The sequence below is a fragment of the Mycobacteriales bacterium genome, assembly GCA_040902655.1.
Lineage (GTDB): Bacteria > Actinomycetota > Actinomycetes > Mycobacteriales > SCTD01 > SCTD01.
This window is the reverse complement of the sequence record JBBDWV010000026.1, coordinates 34219-50662: the sequence shown is the minus strand read 5'-3', so window position 1 is coordinate 50662 and position 16444 is coordinate 34219. Positions and strand designations below refer to the sequence as shown.

The following is a 16444-nucleotide window of genomic DNA, read 5'->3' as shown; positions in this document are numbered from 1 at the left end:
GGTAGTGGACAAGGTCGTGCCGAATGCAGCTGAGGCTGTGGCGGACGTCGGGAGCGGGTCGTCCTTGGCCGTGGGCGGCTTCGGGTTGTGCGGGATCCCGTCAGTGTTGATCGAGGCGTTGCTGGAGTCCGGTGCCGATCAGCTGGAGACGGTGAGTAACAACTGTGGAGTCGACCAGTGGGGTCTAGGGATGCTGCTGTCGGCCGGCCGGATCCGGCGCACGACCGGGTCCTACGTTGGGGAGAACAAGGAGTTCGAGCGGCAGTTCCTGGCCGGCGAGCTGGAGGTCGAGCTGGTGCCGCAGGGGACGCTGGCGGAGCGATTGCGCGCTGGCGGCGCCGGCATTCCGGCGTTCTTCACCCCGGCCGGGGTCGGCACGCAGGTCGCCGACGGCGGTCTGCCGCTGCGCTACGACGGCTCGGGTGGAATCGCGCAGGCCTCCGAGCCCAAGGAGGTGCGCGAGTTCGACGGGCTGGAGTTCGTGCTGGAGCGGGCGATCCGGACCGACTTCGCCCTGGTGCACGCCCGGTACGGTGACCGGCACGGCAACCTGGTCTATGAGAAGTCGGCGCAGAACTTCAACCCGCTTTGCGCCGCGGCCGGTCGGGTGACGATCGCCGAGGTGGAGGAGCTGGTCGACCCGGACGAGCTGGATCCGGCGCTGGTGCACACGCCGGGGATTTTCGTCCAGCGGGTCGTGCACGTGCCCGGTGTCGAGAAGCGGATCGAGAAGAGGACGGTGGCGCGTGCTGACGCGTGAGGAGCTGGCGGCGCGGGTCGCCCAGGAACTGCCGGACGGGGCCTACGTCAACCTCGGGATCGGGTTGCCGACGCTGGTCCCGAACTACGTCCCGGTCGGGGTGCACGTGGTTCTGCAGTCCGAGAACGGCGTGTTGGGCGTCGGGCCCTACCCAGCCGAAAAGCGGGTCGACCCGGACCTGATCAACGCCGGGAAGGAGACCGTCACGGTCCTGCCCGGGGCGTCGTACTTTGACAGCGCGAGCTCTTTCTCGATGATCCGCGGCGGACACGTCGACGTCGCCGTCCTGGGCGCGATGCAGGTCTCGCAGGCCGGCGACCTGGCGAACTGGATGGTCCCTGGGAAGATGGTCAAGGGGATGGGCGGGGCGATGGATCTGGTGCACGGCGCCAAGCGGGTGCTGGTGATGATGGAGCACACAGCCAAGGACGGCGCCCGCAAGATCGTGCGCGAGTGCTCGCTGCCGCTGACCGGACTGCACTGCGTGCAACGGATCATCACCGACCTCGCCGTGATCGACGTCGAGCGGGGCGGGCTCGTGCTGCGCGAGACGGCCACGGGCGTCAGCGTCGACGACGTCCGCTCCGCTACCGAACCGGAGCTGGTCGTTCGACTCGGCTGAGTCGCCTTGTGATCCCGATCGGGGATCAGCTCGCAGCTCTCGACACTCGCGGTGCTGCTACAAGCTGTGGACGCCAGTCTCGATGGTAGCGATCATTCCTCGCTAGTAGCCGTCCTCGACCGCGGCCCAGGGTCGTCGAAAGTAGCCCGTACACATGCGCAGCGGTGGACGGCGCGAGCTGTTCGGTCAGCTGCCGAACCAGCGCCCGGATGTCGGTTGGGATGATCGTCGCTCACGTCCGACTGCCCGGCGCCGGCAGGAGCCAGGTCTGCAGGTGGCTGTGTCCTGGTCCTACGACGCGGGTGCCTCCCCCGCTGTCGCTGTCGCTCGCCCTCCCGCACTCGGCCGGCGGCAGCGTGCGACGCGCACTGCTACGCAGCCAGGCCGAGATCCTGCGCCGCGAGGCCGATGCCCTGGGCACGTCCGCACCCGCGGCTGTCTGCGTGCACTGCCGCGAGTCGGAGGTGATGCTCGCGGTCGCCGAGCGGCTGCAACGCGTCGCCCGCTCCCTCGGCGTCTCAGGGAGGACCCTCGCCGAGCGGGCCGTCCTGCTCGGCCAGCTCACCGCTACAACACCGTGCCGCTGTCGCGCTGCCAGCTGATCGACGGCCGGTTCGCCCGGCGACCGCAGGCCGACATGTCGTAGTACATTGAGTACTACGGCCCAGGAGGTCCCCGTGAAACAGCTCGATGATCTTCTTCAGGCGCTGCGCGCCGAGGAGGAGGGATCCAAGGTGACATCCGTGCGGCGACCTCGATCCCTTGACGCGGCGGTGCAGGCCGCCGTGGCGATGGGATGGGCTCCGAACGCCAACGAGGGGGCCAACCGTGCCCTCCGCGACGACCTGGAGGCGTTCGCGCTCGGCGCCGCGCTGGACGCTCACCTCTCCGAGCACCCTCAGCTGACGCCGGACCTCGGCGGCGTGTCCGTGGCCGTCGCCGAGCTGCGGCATGACGCGCTGGCCGATTCACCGGATCTGATTCGCGCGGCCGCGGACGACATCATCACGGTCAAGCCTGATGCCACCGCTGATGACGTGCTGGTGTGGGCCTTGAGCATGCAGACGCACCGCGTCGACCCGAAGGCGACAGGGCCGCGGCGCCGGCGCGTTCAGGCGTAGCCGCGGTGGCAGGCGGGGGCTGGCCCGCGACTCTGGTGCTGGACAACGAGGCACTGCAGGCGCTGGCGGATCGACACCACGCCAAGCACCGCGTGATGCTCGAGAAGGTCGCGGCGGTGAAGTACGAGAGCCGGCGCGGCGCCAGCGTGCGAGTCGTGACACCGACCGCGGTGCGGGTCGAGGCGCTGGTCGCTCGCCAGGCAGCTCCGACGGCCACGCTCGGCCGCTTCAACGTCCAGGACGTTGCGCTCGACGGGACCAGAGCGGACCGCTGCGTCGCCCTCGCTGCCGCTGCGACGGCGACAGCCGTGGCTGCGACCGTTGCTGAAGCAGCTGAGAGCCAAGCGTGTACACGCCGGGTCAGCGTCTACACCTCTGACGTCGCAGACCTCACCCGGCTTGTCGGGCAGGTGGAGAACGCTGCACGGGTGCGGGTCCGGCCGATCTGAACGCACGAGGGGCGAAACGGGCGAGCACGATCGGCTCGCGCGAACTCGGTGCCGGCCGAGGTGTCTCGAGTTCGAGGTGAACCGTCCGGTCTCGCGGAGTCAGCGCTACAACAGGTCCACGGGTCGCACCGCAACCGGGAACGGCAGGTCGGCGTAGAAGACCTCCTCACCGCGCGCATGGCGTTCCTCGCTCCACCTCCCGTCGCGCAGGACCCACCCAGTGATGGACGGCACGTCCAGATCCACCACCCACATCGACGCGACTTCGCTGTCCTCGTAGAGGACGCGTTTGACCAGCAGGTCCTTCGCGCGGGTCGGGGGCGACAGGATCTCTACTGCCAGCTGCAGTGGTCGCTCGATCACGAGCGGCCCCACATCTTCCTTACGCACGACCAGCAGGTCCGGCTGAAGGCTGCGTCGAGGCATCGGCTGGAAGTCCAGGGGCGCGACGAAAACCTCGAGCTCGGGTGGACACGCCGCACTGAGCTGGAGGAACAGCTGTCCCAGCGCGCGCTGGTGCGCCGGCCGCGGCGAGGGGCTCACGAGGAGCACCCCGTCGGCCAGCTCGTACTGCAAGCCGTCGTCCGGGAGCCCGCGCAGGTCCTCCACGGTCCAGTCCCCGTCATGCTGCAGCAGCGTCACGACGGTCATCGTCACCTCCGAGACTGCGCTCGTCCAGCGTCAGCCGGCACAAGCGCGCTCGCAGCAGGGCGACCTGCCGGTCCAGGATGCCGAGCAGGAGGAGGCGGACGGCGAGCTCGTCGAGCTCGGCGCGGCGAGCGGGATCTCGTTCTGCATCGATGGCTGCGGCGACGACGGCAAGGGTAGGAGGCATCCGCACGCGGTGCGACAGAGCCGAGCGGCCGCTGCGGCCAGCCTGCCTGAGGTCGCGTCCCTGGGAGTGGTGTAGCTCGTCGCGTTGGTGCTGTGCGAGTGAGAGCAACTATGCCGTAGCGGCGATCTCCTTGCGGGGGGTCGTGTCCGGGGTGGTCGTCTTGGGCTCCAGGATGGTGGGTGCGGGTGGGTTGAGCAGGGCCATGGACTCCTCGGACAGGTAGCGGCGGTCGTTGTCTTGCCACTCGTCGTGGGCCTCGATGAGCACGCAGCTGGACAGGCGGAGAGCCGTGCGTCGGGGTTGGGGAAGATCCCGACGACGTCGGTGCGGCGCTTGACCTCTCGGTTGAGGCGCTCGATATGGGGTTGGTGCTCCAGATCTTGCGCCAGTGGGCGTGCGGGAAGTCCGCGAAGGCGGTCAGGTCGGCTTTGGCGTCCAGGAGCATCTGGGCGACGGCGGGGAACTGGCTGGTGAGCATGTCGGCGACGCGGTCCACGTGCGCGCGGACCTCGGCCTGGCCGGGCTGGGCGAAGATCGTGCGGATCGTCGCGGCGACCATCTCGTCGTGGCCCTTGCTGACCTTGGCCAGCACGTTGCGCATGAAGTGCACACGGCAGCGCTGCCAGCTCACGCCCTGCAGGGCCGTCCCGATGGCCTTGACCAGGCCGCTGTGGGCGTCGCTGATCACGAGCTGGACGCCGGTCAGGCCGCGGTCACGCAGGTCGCGCAGGAACTCCGTCCAGAACGCTTCGGTCTCGCTGTCGCCGGTCGCGCAACCCAGCACTTCCCTTCGGCCGTCGGCACTTACGCCGGTTGCGATCACGACGGCCTGGGACACGACCCGGCCGCTCAGGCGGACCTTGCAGTAGGTGGCGTCCAGGAACACGTAGGGGAACGCGATGTGGTCCAACGGGCGGGTGCGCCAGATCGCGACCTCGCTGTCGAGTTGCGCGCAGATCCGGCTCACCTCGCTCTTGCTGATCCCGGTGCCGCCCATCGCGATCACCAGGTCATCGACGCGGCGGGTGCTGACGCCCTCGACGTAGGCCTGCATCACCACCGCGTGCAGCGCGACGTCGATGCGCCGGCGAGGAGCCAGCAGCGCCGGGAAGAACGACCCGGTCCGGACCTTCGGGATCTTGACCGTCAGGTCGCCCGCGGCGGTCGTGACGAGCTTGTCGCGGGTGCCGTTGCGTTGGGTCGTGCGAGCGTCGCTGCGCTCATGCACGCCGGCACCGATGTGCGCGGTCGCCTCGGCGTCAACAACGGCTTGGAGCATCCCGCCGAGCAGCCGGCGCATGAGTTCGCCGCCGTCGGCGGTGCGGAGCATCTCGATCATCTCGAGCAGGGCAGAATCGTCTAGGGCCATCGCGTGAAGTCCTTGTCTGTGAGCAACTTTGGTCGGTTACTCACACAGCCTCACGCGGTGGCCCCTCAACGTCCGTGACCGACACGAACGAGGTCAAGATCAAGAGCCGGAGTTACACCACTCCAAGGGACTCAGCCCTGCCTGAGGTGTGGAGCACGGCCTGGTGTCCACAGCCGCCCGGAGGCGGCTGCTCCTTTCAGCCAGCTCGAGACGCTCGCGGAGGCTGCCGTCCCTACGACCCTTCTCGCTCCCCCGCCAGCTCCTCCACCGCCGCCGCAATCATCTGGTTCAGCAGCGCGATCCGCTCCAGCGGCGGCACGTCCCGCAACCGCCGCTCCAGCGACAGCAGCACCTTGTCCCTGTTGTACGACGGCGAGTCCGACATGGAGCCGACGCTCATCAGCTCCGGCGCCGAGGCGTACGAGCTCGTGCCCGTCGTCGCCCAGTCCCCGCCGGCAACCAGCGCCGCCAGCTCCTCGGGTCGCACCTCCAGCACCGGCGCCAGCGCCCGCATCGCCTTCAGCGCCGGCTCGCGGTCCCCGGTCTCGAGCTGCGAGACGTACGGGTAGGACAGCCCCGACTGCTCCGCCAGGTCACGCCGCGACAGCCCGAGCTCCCGCCGCCGGTGCTCCAGGAACCGCCCCAGCTCTCGACCCATGGAATCTTCCTTTTACATAAATCTGCAGTGTGTGCGACTCTGCTGTGAGCATACAGATCGGAGCACCCCTTGCACACCCTTCCGGCAGCCGAGTTCGCCAACCTCCACTTCGTCACCGCCGCGCTCGCCATCGGCGGCGACATCAGCGCCTACGACGACGAGCTCGCCGCGATGCAGTTCGCGGAGATCTGCTCGCTCGGCATCACCCACATTGTGGACGTCCGCCTGGAGTGGTCGGACCTGGACGTCTTCGCCCAGTCGGCGCCGGACATCGGCTACCTGCACCACGGCATGGACGACGCCGGCCAGACCGTCCCGTACGACTGGTTCGAGCAGGCGGTCAGCTGGATCGAGTCGGCCGGACCCGAGGCCGTCGTGCTCGCCCACTGCCACATGGGCATCAACCGCGGCCCGTCGCTCGGTTTCGCAATCCTGCTCGCCCAGGGCTGGGACCCGGTCGAGGCGATCGCCGCCATCCGCGCCGCCCGGCCGTGCGCCAACGTCTGGTACGCCGCCGACGCCCTCAGCTGGCACCAGCAGCGCACCGGCGTCGAGCCGGCGACCGCCGCCGAGCAGCACGCCGCTCTCGGGGCCTGGCGCAAGGCGAACCCGCTCAACGTCGTCCGCATCATCCGCGACCAGCGCGCCAGGGGTTTCTGAGGGCGCTGCTCGGCCGCTTACCGGGATAGCGGCGTGGAGCGGCTGCGGTCGCGTGCGTGTTCTACCTACGCCTGCTCCCGCTGGTCGACCGACATCTCCCGAGCTGCCGGAATGGGCAATACGGATAACGTTGAAGGCGCCTCAACCGGCATCTCATCCGCGGTGGCGACTGCGGAAGATGTCAATCGGCTCACCCACCACATCCGGTAGCCGCGCCAGGCAAGCGCCGACCTCGTCGCGTGCTGACCGCTGCGCCTGAATGTGCGGCCTCGTCGCGACGCGGAGCCGCGCAAGACCGTGACCCGCATCGTCGTGCACCTGTAGGACCAATACGGGCGGTTCGCCGAGGTGCCGCGCGTGGGATGATCCCAACATCCCCGCGGCAGTTGCAGCCCGACGTCGGACTGAGGACGGCATGAAGGGAGCGGCTTGGACGGCGACTCGAGTGCGGGAAACGCCGCGGCCTGGGCCCAGCTCCTCCTGGCGATCCTCGACGAGGGCCGGCGCACGGCGACGTACAAGCTCGCGTTCTCCTCGCCCTGATCGACTGCTGCGCGATGACCGCCGACGATCAAGGTCAGGCTCCCGCCAGTGTTCCCGGCCGCGACCTGGCCGTGCGGGTGCTGGAGTTCTACTGGCCGCAGGTCCGCCCGTACGCCCGTCGTGACGGAGCACCGCTGCTCAAGCAGTCCAGCCGGCCGAAGGCGGTCACCGTCGATGCAGTGCGTGCGCTGCGCGAGATGGCCGCAGCAGCCGGCGCGCACAGCCCAGCGGCAGCAGAGCGAGCGCTCCCCGCGGCCTATGCCCAGACGATCTCGGTCATCGAGCTCAACCTCGTGCAGATGCCGCTCGGGAAGCTCCAGCGGCCGTCCGGGTACTCCGCCAGCGGCGCCGCCGACTACCCGCGCTTCCTGTACGACGACGCGCCCTTCCACGAGAGCGTCACTACGCGGCAGCTGCGTACGCGGCCGCTGGACGTGGTGCTGAAGCCGAACGTCGGCGACTGGCTGGTCAGCCTCGGCGGCCTGCTGCGCCCGCTGGTGGAGCTGCACTGGACACGTGCGGTGGCGACCTTCAGCAATGAGCAGCTGCCGGCGGAGCACCTGCGCAATTTCCTGTTCGGCACCGACCGGATCGCGCTCCGTGCTGTGGAACCTGGGCTGCGGCAAGCACAGGCGGGCTTGTGCTTCTACTGCCGCCGTCAGCTTCCCGCCGGCGAGGTGAAGGTCGACCACTTCGTGCCGTGGTCGCGGCTACCGAACGACGCGCTCGGCAACCTGGTACTGGCCGACCGACGCTGCAACAACGGCAAGCGTGACCACTACGCCGATTTGGAGCTGCTGGCCCGCTGGGCCGGTCGGCCGGAGAAGGTTCTGACCCAGGTGGCACACGCCGCAGCGTGGCCGCTGCAGCTGAGCCGGTCGAGGCAGGTCGCCCGCGGTCTGTACGCGCATCTGCCCGAAGGCAGTGCCCTGTGGCAGGAGCCCGGCGTCTACACCGTGCTCGACCGCGCGCGGCTGCTCGACGTGCTGCCGATGCTGGAGGCGACGTGACGGAGTTCCGCAAGTTGGTCAGGGACAAGATCCCGCACGTGATCACCGCGGACGGCAAGACACCGATCGTCGAGGTGCTCACCCGCGAGCAGCTGCGGCCGGCCCTGCTGGCAAAGCTTGTGGAGGAGGCGTCGGAGGCAGCTGCGGCGTCAGAGCAGGAGCTGCCGAAGGAGCTGGCGGACGTGCTCGAGGTGGTGCGCGCGCTCGCGCGCGACCTGGGCCTGCCGATGGCGGAGATCGCGCACCTGGCCGACGAGAAGCGCGAGCGTCACGGCGGCTTCGACGAGGGGCTATTCCTCGTGCGAACCGAGCCCGCCTGACCGATCAGAAGGTGGCGAGCTTGTCCACCGCCGCCGCATGATTCGGCTTCCGCTGCCGCCTTCTGCGTCCGAGCTCAGGGCTGCCAGGTCGTGCTGCGCCGCGCCCACAGGGCCAGCCGGTCCACCTCGTGCACCGCGTATCGCGCCGGTAGCTTCTGCAGGTGCTTCCGCGCCGTCCGCGGCGTCGTCACGAGGACCTCGCCGTCGCGGGGCTGCTCCCGGACGGTCCACCCCTGCGCGAGGATGGCGACGATCCCCAGCACGGGCACCGGCGCACCGTAGGCCGCGGACAGCAACCGGCTCGCCCGCCGCGCCTCGTGCCGCGCGTTGCGGACGTAGGGCTGCCGGTGGCCGTCGACCATGACCACGTCGCCGCCGACCCAAATGCCCTTGCCGGCGTGCCACTTGCTGTTGACGGTGAAGACGCCGGCCGGACCGACGACCACGTGATCGATGTTGGCGCCACGCTCTCCTACGGGCACGTCGTGCACGACCGTCCAGGCCTCCCCGAGCCGCTCGAGCTCGCGGCCGACCGTCTCCTCTCCCTTGGCACCGACCCGCCAAGCCCGCTCGTCGGTGTGCACGCCGAGCACGCGTGCTAGCAGGGTTCGTACCGGTGCCTGCTCGCGGTGTTCCTGCGCAAGGGCCTTGGCCCCGGCCCCGGCCGCATTGTCACCGAGGTCGACGGCGAATCGATCGATCGTGACGGCGTAGTCTTCCTGCGCTGGCCGCTGCCCCGGCAACGCAATGCCGAGGGCACGTAGGACCGCAGGCCGGTCTTCCTCGACCACCACGTGCACGGAGTCGTTGGCGTTGTCGCGGAAGCCCAGGCTCCGGCCGCCCCCGTCCACGACGTAGTCGCGGTTCTTCCCGTAGCGCTTCCACGGCTTGACCGTCAGGCCTTCGTCCATCCGCTCCCCCTCGGCACCGCCGCACCCCTGACTTGAGCCGGCGCGAGCTGCTACACAGCAGCGTGCCGCTCGACGAGCTCGATGTCCGCCGAACCGCGATGTCGTACGTCGTGGAGCGCAGCGAGGCGTCGGGTGGCGTAATCACGCGTGCCGAGCTGGAGGGATTCCGCTATGGCGGTCAGCCGCTCAAGCTGATCGACCAGAGCCGCGGCATCCGAAACCCGCGCGAATTGGCCGCCACCCTGTCGATCCTCAGCCAGCCGCAGGGTCGCTACGACGACGACCTGGACCCGGCTGACGGGCTGCTGCGCTACGCCTACCGGGACCAGGCACCCGACGCAGGCGACAACAGGAAGCTGCGTGAGGCAGCGCGGCTCCAACTGCCCGTCATCCTGCTACAGGGGATCGCCACGGGCGTCTTCGTTCCGCGCTGCCCGGTCTACGTCGTGGACGACGACCCAGTTGGTCGCTTCGTGAAACTCGCGGTCGACGAGTCCCTGCGCTTCCTCACCCCGGACGCCGTCACCGAGGACCAGCGGCGGTATGCCGAGCGGCCTTGTGAACCTACGCCTGCACCAGCCGGTCTTCCGTGCCCGCGTCATCCGGGCGTATGACACTGCGTGTGCGGTATGCCGGCTGCGGCATGCGGATCTGCTCGACGCGGCGCACATCCTCGGCGATGCGGAGTCCGGCCAGCCGGTGGTCTCGAATGGCCTGTCACTGTGCAAGATCCACCACGCGGCGTACGACCGGAAGATCCTCGGCGTCAAGCCGGACTACACGGTGCAGTTGCGTGACGACGTGCTGTCCGAGGTAGATGGCCCGATGCTGCGGTACGGCTTGCAGGAGATGCACGGGCGGCACCTGCACCTGCCGGCCCGGCGGCAGGACCGGCCGGATCGCGATGCGCTGGCAGCGCGGTGGGAGGCGTTCACCGCCTGACGCGGATGGCGTCGCATCAGCGAAATAGCTCCGCCGCGCTCAGCGGCGGACGGCGCGCGACTCGTATACCACCCGTCTCACAAGGAGCAGCACGACCACGCGTCGGGCACAGCGCCGCTCGACCTCAACCGCCTCCATCAACCACGGCCCGCACTCGAGGGTCTCGCCGGGAAGCACCAGGCTTTTGTCGAGCAGGTAGTCGCCCCAGTGCTGGAGCAACCGGGCGGCGTCGGCCACGCGCACGCCGATCACGACCAGCTCGGGCAGCCCGTGCGCCGTCAGGCCGACGGTGTAGCTGAACTCCGCGCGGCAGCGCGAACCGCCCACGGATTGGACGGCGAACCGATGCTGGTCGACCAGCGCGCGGATGCGGTCGTCGTACTCCTCGGGGGTCAGGTCGGGCAGGTCGCACAATTGGCACATCGGGGCCTCCTCGTCACGGGCCACGCACGCTGCTAAACGGGTCCGACAGTTTCAGCGTTCGTCCACAGGGCGGGTTCCCGACAAGCGCTATCCACCGCGTCCGCCGCACGCTGCAGTCAGTGGACGTGGGTGCCTGCCCGCGTACGCGGAACGTGTCGGGTCAGCGGCCCGGAGCGTGCACGGTCCAGCCCAGGGCGCCGGCTGCCCCGGCCATGCGCTCGTCGTAGGTGACCAGGCGACTGAGGGACGCGCCGAGCTGGTGTGCCGTCGCGAGGTGAACGGCGTCCAGCGACCGCAGCTCCGGCGGCAGCAGCGTGCCAGCCAGCTCGAGGGTCCGGTCGCTCATCCGGACGAGCTCGAGGCGACGCAGCACCTGCGCACCGCGCTGCACGGCGCGCGGGCCGAGCGGCAGCAGCGCCCGGCCGACCTCCGTTCGCGACAGCGCGCTGGACACCAGCGGCCGGCGCCGACGCAAATACGCCCGCAGCGCGGCGGACTCCGGCTCGGCCACCGCCAGCTTCACGAGCGCAGAGGGGTCCAGGTAGACCGCGCGTTCAGCGGTCATCTCGGCGCAGCCCGGCCAGCACCTGTGAGGGCGTCTCCTGGCCGGGCTCCAACTCGAGGGGCTCAGGCAGGTCGGTCAGGTCCCCCTCGGCCGCGCTGACCTGGCCCGCCGCGCGCAGCCGCGTCAGCTCGTCCCCGGCCGCCAACGGGCCGAGCAGCGCCACCGGGCGTCCGCGGTCGGTGATCTCGATCGTCTCGCCCTGCGCGACCTGGCGCAGCAACTCGCTGGCCCGCTGCCGGAGCTCTCGGACACCGACCGTCGTCATGTGCTAGTGGTAGCACATGGCGAGGCGACGGTCCAACCTCGTGGCCGCCTCACCGCTGCTGCGCCGAACCGACCTGCTGGACCGGTCGTCGACGACGGCCCGGCACGGCGTGCCACAGACGCTCGACTACCTCATCCGCGACGTGGAGCGACAGCACGGCCGGGTGCGGATCGGCGCCGCCGGCTGCTACCTGCGATGCGCCGATTCCGCCCTGACGGAGGAGGTGGTGCGCACCCGTACGCTGAGCCGGCTGCAGCTGCGGCAGGTGGCGACCTCGCCCGGCAGCTGGCGCACACCGACTGGTGACGAGCACAGGAGGATCGACACGTGACCGGTGACAGCGGACCGCGCGACCTGGCCGAGCTGGCCGGCGACCTGGGCGAAGACGGTGTCGGCCTGTTGTCCGCCGGCTCGGTCGACGAGCTGCGGCGCCTGCTGCTGTCGGCCGGACCGCGCCGCAGCAGCTGCGTGGACGCCGAGCTGCTGCTGCGCACCCACCACGGCACAGCTCCAGGTGCGCTGGACACCGCCCGGCTGCTGCTCACCGACCGACGCTGGGAGCGGCTGTCCGGCAAACTGGTGCACGGCCTGGTCCGTACGGGATTGTTGACGGACGAGGACCTCGACGCACTGGCTCTCGAGCTGCTCGCAGATGAGTGGCTGGTCTACCGGGCCGAGGACGTGTTCACCGGCGGGATCAGTGTGGAGCTGCCTGGTCCGGACAGGCTGGACGACGGCCCCGACGACGACACGCCGGCCGCCGACGGGCAGCTCGTCGCGCTCCGGTACATCCCTCCCCCGCTGCGCCGGTGGGCCGCAGCGCGGGCCGTCCGGCGCTCGCTGCTCTCGGCCCCCGACCTGTTCGCGCTGCTGAACGAGCTGCCGGCTCGCGCCGCTGGCGAGACCGTCCGGGGGATGGTCGACGAGCTGGAGACCCTGCCTGCGGACGAGGGCGAGCAGCTGCTCGAGACGGCGCTCGGCTGGCCCGCGAAGGCCGTCCGGGTGGCTGCCCTGGACCGGCTGATCGAGCGTGGGGATCCCGAGCGCGCCGCACGGCTGGCCGCCGACGATGCTGACCAGTCCGTTCGGGACCGCGTCGGCCGGCGGACCGACCAGGAGTCGCTGTTCTGACTGACGTGTGCCTCGCACGAGCCGTCCGTCAGGAGCGACGTCACCGGCCTCCGCCAGCGGTTCCTGCGCCAGCCACCACAGCACGACGTCGTGCCGAGCAGCGACGACCATGTCCTCGCCAGCCGCGGCCCGCTCCAGGAGGTCGGACAGCTTCGCCTTGGCCTCGGCCACGTTGACCTGCGTCATACGGCGAGGGTCCGCCGGTTGACCAACTGGTCGAGTAGTGCTCGGTACGTCAACCGGCGCGAGCGGCGCTCGCCCCGCGCCGCGCTTGATCCTGACCGGCGCGCCGCGTTCGTGCTCACCCAGCTCCTCGGGCTCACCTACGCCGAAGCCGCCGAGGCGTGCGGTGTCCCCGTCGGCACGATCCGTTCCCGCGTAGCCCGCGCCCGCGACGAACTTCTGCGTGCCCATGCAGCGGCGGAGACGGCTTGAGCGTGCACGCCACGCCCACGCCACCCGCCGCGGGTAGGCGCCGTTCCATGAGACGTGCGCCGCGAGAAGCCAGCCGTTCGGGCGCCGTCGGCGGCGCCGACTGATGTGATCGCACTCGCCAGGGTGCAAGCACTTGGCGAGGCTGCTGCGGCCGGCCTATCGCGGGGCGTAGCCGGGGTAGGTCTGAGCTACGACGCAGCGCAGCGGCCAGCGTCGCTGGGTACAACACCGAGCCTGACCGCGTCCCCGTCCTGAACCGGCGACGCTTCGTCGGCCTCCTTGACTGGGGAGACATTGTCGGTTCAGCCAAGATCAACTGACTTGAGCGAGCCCCGTTTGGCGGTGTAGACGAAGGGGCCGGGTCGCGTCGCCAGCGCTTCGATCGCGCGCCAGTGGCGCATGAGGACTTCGAGCTGCTGCCACGTCCCTCGCGCCTCGTCCCCGGACAGGGCGACCATCCGGGCGTTGTTGGACTTCACTGCGGCGATCTCGGCGGGGTGCTGCTGAATGCGGCTGTCCCGCGTGAGGATGAGCCAGCCGCGTGAGGCGACCTCCGGGATCCAGACGTCGTCCCTTGTGGCCGGGTCCGTGACGGGGCAAGGAGGGCGCTGTCGCCTCTTGATGATCGCGCCTGGGTCTCCTGGGTACGTCACGTCGTTGCGGAGCGCGGCGACGACATGGCAGGCCGAGGACGTCGGCGTCGAGGTAGAAGCGCACGACCGCCGGCTTGGCGGCGCTCACGCGATGCGCTGCCTCGCCTCAGCCCGTCGTGGCTTCTCGTATGCCAGCGCCCAGGCGACATCGCGCGGCGTCAGGCCGTAGACCTCGGCAATCTCGTCGTCATCCTCGCCGTCCTCTGAGTGCTCCCAGATCACCTCGGTGCTGATGCCCCCGACGGCAGGTCGGCCGAACCGGACGGCCGGGTCGATGAGAACGACAGAGTCCTGGTCCTCGTGCGGCCGCCACCCGGTGGCGACCTCGCCCTCCCAGCGGACGCGCCGCAGGAACGACTCCGACGGTGGTGTGAGCAGCAGTTGTCCGCCGGCCACCGTGACAAGCCACAGCTCGCCAGGCAAGCCGGCCTGCTCCTGCGCTTCCAGCACCAGCGCTTTGCCGCTGGCGTACGGGCGCCGGTCGGCCAGTGGGTAGGGAACGTCGAACCGCTCGCGAAGCAGGCCGATGAAGGCACGGAGCTCGGGCAGCGGAACCTTGAGCTCGCGGCGGTACTGACGCAGCAAGCCGGCCTCCACGAACTCCGCCCAGGTGACCGCGGCGCCGGTGCCCTTGGGCTCCTGACGGATCACGGGGCGGTGCACCTTGCCGCCTCGCCCGGTCTTGCCCTCGAGCCAGTAGTGCAGCGTGCTCTGGGCAACGTTGAGCAGCCGGGCCGCCTCGGCCTCGGCGTACATCTCGCGCTCGAGCAGCGCCACGTCCGTCATCGCCGCGCCAGTCTCGCACTCCTGTCCGACGTCGGCCCGCGCATCCGGTCCCGGCCCGTCTCGGCGAGTCCACGAGAGGCCCCCAGCGGAGCCCGGTTCAAGATCGCCTGGGCCGTCTCTGGGCCGTGAGAGTCCGGCCACAGGGGGTCAACAGGAGATGTTGCCGGTCAACTACAAAACGTGATTACTGCAGGTCAGCAGGCGTGTCGGGCACGTACGGCGACCTGTGGATAAGTAGGCGGGACGAGTCGACCTGTAAGCCGGGTTCTGTGGTCGCCACCGAAGTGACGCCGACGGTCATCCATCTGGGACCACCGTTGCCGGTGGCCTCGTGCGGTCTACCCGCAGGCATCGGGCGGGCCGCCCTCGAGCGCCTGCGCAGGAGTCCCGGAGGACTCCCTCTTGACCTTGCTCCGGGTGGGGTTTGCCGAGCCGCCCGGGTCACCCCGGGCGCTGGTGGGCTCTTACCCCACCGTTTCACCCTTACCAGTGCGGACACTGGCGGTCTGTTTTCTGTGGCACTGTCCCGCGGGTCACCCCGGGTCGGTGTTACCGATCACCCTGCCCTGTGGAGCCCGGACTTTCCTCGACAGGTCTCCCTGCCGCGACCGTCCGGCCGACTCGCCCCTCCTCGAGGATAGGCCAGTGCCTGATCCTTCCGCGGTTCTCGGTGCAACCGGCGCGCCGAACGGCGCCGCTGGCGGCACCGAAAACGAGAGCACCGAGAACGAGAGCACCGAGAACGAGAAGCCGCGAACGAGGGAGCGGTCAGGGGCAGGTCACTGCGCCAGGTGACCCGTGTCGTTCATCGAGCGCACCACGGCCGGCCCGTCGGCGAACCACTGCACCTGCGACACGCTCGCCAGGTCCAGGTGCATCCGGTAGAGCGCGGCCGGCGGTGCGTCCAGCGCGAGGCGGAGCAGCGTCTTGATCGGTGTGACGTGACTGACCAGCACGACCGTCCGCCCGCCGTACGCCGCCAGCACCCGGTCGCGGGCCTGCCGGACACGCGTCGCGGTCTGGTCGAAACTCTCCCCGAACGGCGGCGGGACCGCGGTGTCGGCCAGCCAGGCGGCCAGCTCCCGCGGCCACTTCGCCTGGACCTCGGCGAAGGTGTGGCCCTCCCAGTCGCCGAAGTCGGTCTCCCGCAGGCCCGGCTCCACGGCGACCTCGACACCGAGCGCCGCGGCGACCAGCTCGGCGGTCGAGCGGGCCCGCTGCAGCGGGCTGCTCACGACCGCGACGGCTCCACTGCCGGCCAGCCGCGCGGCGGCCGCCGCGGCCTGCGCCCGGCCGGTCCCGGTCAACGGCGCATCACCAATGCCGGAGAAGCGCTTGTCGACCGACAGGGCTGTCTCGCCGTGCCGCAGCAGCAGCGTCGTGGTGGGGGGCGCCGCGGGATCCATCCAGCCGTGCAGCCGGTTCGGCGCCGGGCCGGTCGCGGCGAGGGAGGCGGTCGGCTCGTGCTCGGCCAGCCACGCGTCGGCGGCATCGGCCGGGCCGCTGTCGCCGCCGACCCGCCACACCTCGCCGCGGGCGGCGGCGTCCATCGCCTCGTTCGCGAGCCGGTCTGCGTGGGAGTTCTGCGCCCGCGGGATCCAGGAGAAGCGGACCCGCGGCAGCCGCTGCACGAGCGAAGCCGCCTCGCGGGCAAGGGGCTTCATCGACGGGTGCTTGACCTGCCAGCGACCGCTCATCTGCTCCACGACGAGCTTGGAGTCCATCCGCACCTCGACCTCGGCAGGGTCGAGCTCGAGGGCAGCGGTCAGCCCCGCGATCAGCCCGCCGTACTCCGCGACGTTGTTGGTGGCCGTGCCGAGGCCGGCGGCCCGCTCGGCGAGCACCTCACCGGTGACCGCGTCGCGCACCACGGCGCCGTAGCCGGCCGGACCGGGGTTGCCCCGGGAGCCGCCGTCCGCCTCGACGACGAGCCGCCGGCTCACAGCCCCGACCGCCGGCTCACAGCCCCGACTCGGCGGTCCGCAC

At 70.4% G+C, this 16444-nt stretch carries 21 protein-coding genes, 1 other RNA gene and 2 pseudogenes; 13 read left to right on the top strand and 11 right to left on the bottom strand.

The window, feature by feature from the left end; all coding sequences use genetic code 11:
• Positions 1–4: 4 nt before the first annotated feature.
• From WD794_08170 to WD794_08150, 5 genes are all read left to right on the top strand, one after another.
• Positions 5–760, top strand: coding sequence for a CoA transferase subunit A (locus tag WD794_08170; GenBank protein ID MEX2290283.1), 756 nt, complete (start codon positions 5–7; stop codon positions 758–760).
• Positions 747–1382 carry a CoA transferase subunit B gene (locus WD794_08165; protein ID MEX2290282.1) on the top strand — a complete coding sequence of 212 codons (636 nt, stop codon included), beginning with the start codon at positions 747–749 and terminating at the stop codon, positions 1380–1382. The genes WD794_08170 and WD794_08165 overlap by 14 nt, the downstream gene beginning before the upstream one ends.
• Positions 1383–1684: 302 nt before the next feature.
• Positions 1685–1984: a hypothetical protein gene (locus WD794_08160; GenBank protein ID MEX2290281.1), complete on the top strand. Its 300-nt coding sequence runs from the start codon at positions 1685–1687 to the stop codon at positions 1982–1984.
• A gap of 75 nt (positions 1985–2059) precedes the next feature.
• Positions 2060–2503, top strand: a complete 444-nt coding sequence (locus WD794_08155) for a hypothetical protein (GenBank protein ID MEX2290280.1) — start codon at positions 2060–2062, stop codon at positions 2501–2503.
• Between the two features lie 5 nt (positions 2504–2508).
• Entirely contained in the window at positions 2509–2952 is a 444-nt protein-coding gene (locus WD794_08150; protein ID MEX2290279.1) for a hypothetical protein, read from the top strand.
• 105 nt (positions 2953–3057) lie between these two features.
• Here the strand turns inward: WD794_08150 and WD794_08145 are convergent, their stop codons facing one another.
• From WD794_08145 to WD794_08135, 3 genes and pseudogenes are all read right to left on the bottom strand, one after another.
• On the bottom strand, positions 3058–3603 hold the full coding sequence (locus tag WD794_08145) for a Uma2 family endonuclease (GenBank protein MEX2290278.1): 546 nt from the start codon (positions 3601–3603) through the stop codon (positions 3058–3060).
• Between the two features lie 292 nt (positions 3604–3895).
• Positions 3896–5156, bottom strand: a pseudogene (locus WD794_08140) (IS256 family transposase).
• Between the two features lie 232 nt (positions 5157–5388).
• Positions 5389–5814: a helix-turn-helix transcriptional regulator gene (locus tag WD794_08135; GenBank protein ID MEX2290277.1), complete on the bottom strand. Its 426-nt coding sequence runs from the start codon at positions 5812–5814 to the stop codon at positions 5389–5391.
• Between the two features lie 69 nt (positions 5815–5883).
• Between WD794_08135 and WD794_08130 the strand changes: the two genes are divergently transcribed.
• The 3 genes from WD794_08130 to WD794_08120 all read left to right on the top strand — a co-directional run bounded on the left by WD794_08130 (position 5884) and on the right by WD794_08120 (position 8347).
• A complete protein-coding gene (locus WD794_08130; protein ID MEX2290276.1) occupies positions 5884–6474 on the top strand; it encodes a dual specificity protein phosphatase family protein in 591 nt (196 codons plus the stop codon).
• Between the two features lie 557 nt (positions 6475–7031).
• On the top strand, positions 7032–8027 hold the full coding sequence (locus tag WD794_08125; protein MEX2290275.1) for an HNH endonuclease domain-containing protein: 996 nt from the start codon (positions 7032–7034) through the stop codon (positions 8025–8027).
• Positions 8024–8347, top strand: coding sequence for a nucleoside triphosphate pyrophosphohydrolase (locus tag WD794_08120; protein ID MEX2290274.1), 324 nt, complete (start codon positions 8024–8026; stop codon positions 8345–8347). The genes WD794_08125 and WD794_08120 overlap by 4 nt, the downstream gene beginning before the upstream one ends.
• Before the next feature lie 74 nt (positions 8348–8421).
• Here the strand turns inward: WD794_08120 and WD794_08115 are convergent, their stop codons facing one another.
• Positions 8422–9258 (bottom strand): nuclease-related domain-containing protein, encoded by an 837-nt coding sequence (locus tag WD794_08115; GenBank protein ID MEX2290273.1) that lies wholly within the window; start codon positions 9256–9258, stop codon positions 8422–8424.
• 62 nt (positions 9259–9320) lie between these two features.
• Between WD794_08115 and WD794_08110 the strand changes: the two genes are divergently transcribed.
• Together WD794_08110 and WD794_08105 are read left to right on the top strand one after the other, a co-directional pair.
• Positions 9321–9872 (top strand): hypothetical protein, encoded by a 552-nt coding sequence (locus WD794_08110; GenBank protein ID MEX2290272.1) that lies wholly within the window; start codon positions 9321–9323, stop codon positions 9870–9872.
• Complete coding sequence (locus WD794_08105; protein ID MEX2290271.1) at positions 9802–10200, top strand: HNH endonuclease; 399 nt, start codon at positions 9802–9804, stop codon at positions 10198–10200. The genes WD794_08110 and WD794_08105 overlap by 71 nt, the downstream gene beginning before the upstream one ends.
• A 39-nt stretch (positions 10201–10239) precedes the next feature.
• Here the strand turns inward: WD794_08105 and WD794_08100 are convergent, their stop codons facing one another.
• The 3 genes from WD794_08100 to WD794_08090 form a co-directional block, all read right to left on the bottom strand.
• Positions 10240–10647, bottom strand: a complete 408-nt coding sequence (locus tag WD794_08100; protein MEX2290270.1) for a DUF4262 domain-containing protein — start codon at positions 10645–10647, stop codon at positions 10240–10242.
• A 136-nt stretch (positions 10648–10783) separates the two neighbouring features.
• Positions 10784–11188, bottom strand: a complete 405-nt coding sequence (locus WD794_08095; GenBank protein MEX2290269.1) for a type II toxin-antitoxin system VapC family toxin — start codon at positions 11186–11188, stop codon at positions 10784–10786.
• Positions 11178–11453 (bottom strand): type II toxin-antitoxin system prevent-host-death family antitoxin, encoded by a 276-nt coding sequence (locus WD794_08090; protein MEX2290268.1) that lies wholly within the window; start codon positions 11451–11453, stop codon positions 11178–11180. Before WD794_08090 ends, WD794_08095 begins: the two co-directional genes overlap by 11 nt.
• 16 nt (positions 11454–11469) lie before the next feature.
• Here WD794_08090 and WD794_08085 point away from each other — a divergent pair, with 16 nt between their 5' ends.
• From WD794_08085 to WD794_08075, 3 genes and pseudogenes are all read left to right on the top strand, one after another.
• A complete protein-coding gene (locus WD794_08085; protein MEX2290267.1) occupies positions 11470–11784 on the top strand; it encodes a helicase-associated domain-containing protein in 315 nt (104 codons plus the stop codon).
• Positions 11781–12584, top strand: coding sequence for a hypothetical protein (locus WD794_08080; protein MEX2290266.1), 804 nt, complete (start codon positions 11781–11783; stop codon positions 12582–12584). Before WD794_08085 ends, WD794_08080 begins: the two co-directional genes overlap by 4 nt.
• Before the next feature lie 246 nt (positions 12585–12830).
• Positions 12831–13019 (top strand): annotated as a pseudogene (locus WD794_08075) (sigma factor-like helix-turn-helix DNA-binding protein).
• A 302-nt stretch (positions 13020–13321) separates the two neighbouring features.
• Here WD794_08075 and WD794_08070 read toward each other — a convergent pair.
• The 4 genes from WD794_08070 to WD794_08055 form a co-directional block, all read right to left on the bottom strand.
• A complete protein-coding gene (locus WD794_08070; GenBank protein MEX2290265.1) occupies positions 13322–13672 on the bottom strand; it encodes a hypothetical protein in 351 nt (116 codons plus the stop codon).
• A gap of 84 nt (positions 13673–13756) precedes the next feature.
• Positions 13757–14458 carry a DUF433 domain-containing protein gene (locus tag WD794_08065; GenBank protein ID MEX2290264.1) on the bottom strand — a complete coding sequence of 234 codons (702 nt, stop codon included), beginning with the start codon at positions 14456–14458 and terminating at the stop codon, positions 13757–13759.
• Between the two features lie 240 nt (positions 14459–14698).
• An RNA gene (gene rnpB / locus WD794_08060) (RNase P RNA component class A) lies at positions 14699–15082 on the bottom strand.
• A 155-nt stretch (positions 15083–15237) separates the two neighbouring features.
• Positions 15238–16401: a bifunctional RNase H/acid phosphatase gene (locus WD794_08055; GenBank protein MEX2290263.1), complete on the bottom strand. Its 1164-nt coding sequence runs from the start codon at positions 16399–16401 to the stop codon at positions 15238–15240.
• Between the last annotated feature and the right edge of the window lie 43 nt (positions 16402–16444).

What these genes read in the sequence shown, in the direction of transcription:
- WD794_08090 (MEX2290268.1), bottom strand. Translation starts at nt 11,453, where the DNA reads ATGACGACGGTCGGTGTCCGAGAGCTCCGGCAGCGGGCCAGCGAGTTG.
- WD794_08115 (MEX2290273.1), bottom strand. Translation starts at nt 9,258, where the DNA reads ATGGACGAAGGCCTGACGGTCAAGCCGTGGAAGCGCTACGGGAAGAAC.
- WD794_08095 (MEX2290269.1), bottom strand. Translation starts at nt 11,188, where the DNA reads ATGACCGCTGAACGCGCGGTCTACCTGGACCCCTCTGCGCTCGTGAAG.
- WD794_08125 (MEX2290275.1), top strand. Translation starts at nt 7,032, where the DNA reads ATGACCGCCGACGATCAAGGTCAGGCTCCCGCCAGTGTTCCCGGCCGC.
- WD794_08145 (MEX2290278.1), bottom strand. Translation starts at nt 3,603, where the DNA reads ATGACCGTCGTGACGCTGCTGCAGCATGACGGGGACTGGACCGTGGAG.
- WD794_08105 (MEX2290271.1), top strand. Translation starts at nt 9,802, where the DNA reads ATGCCGAGCGGCCTTGTGAACCTACGCCTGCACCAGCCGGTCTTCCGT.
- WD794_08135 (MEX2290277.1), bottom strand. Translation starts at nt 5,814, where the DNA reads ATGGGTCGAGAGCTGGGGCGGTTCCTGGAGCACCGGCGGCGGGAGCTC.
- WD794_08065 (MEX2290264.1), bottom strand. Translation starts at nt 14,458, where the DNA reads ATGACGGACGTGGCGCTGCTCGAGCGCGAGATGTACGCCGAGGCCGAG.
- WD794_08085 (MEX2290267.1), top strand. Translation starts at nt 11,470, where the DNA reads ATGGCGAGGCGACGGTCCAACCTCGTGGCCGCCTCACCGCTGCTGCGC.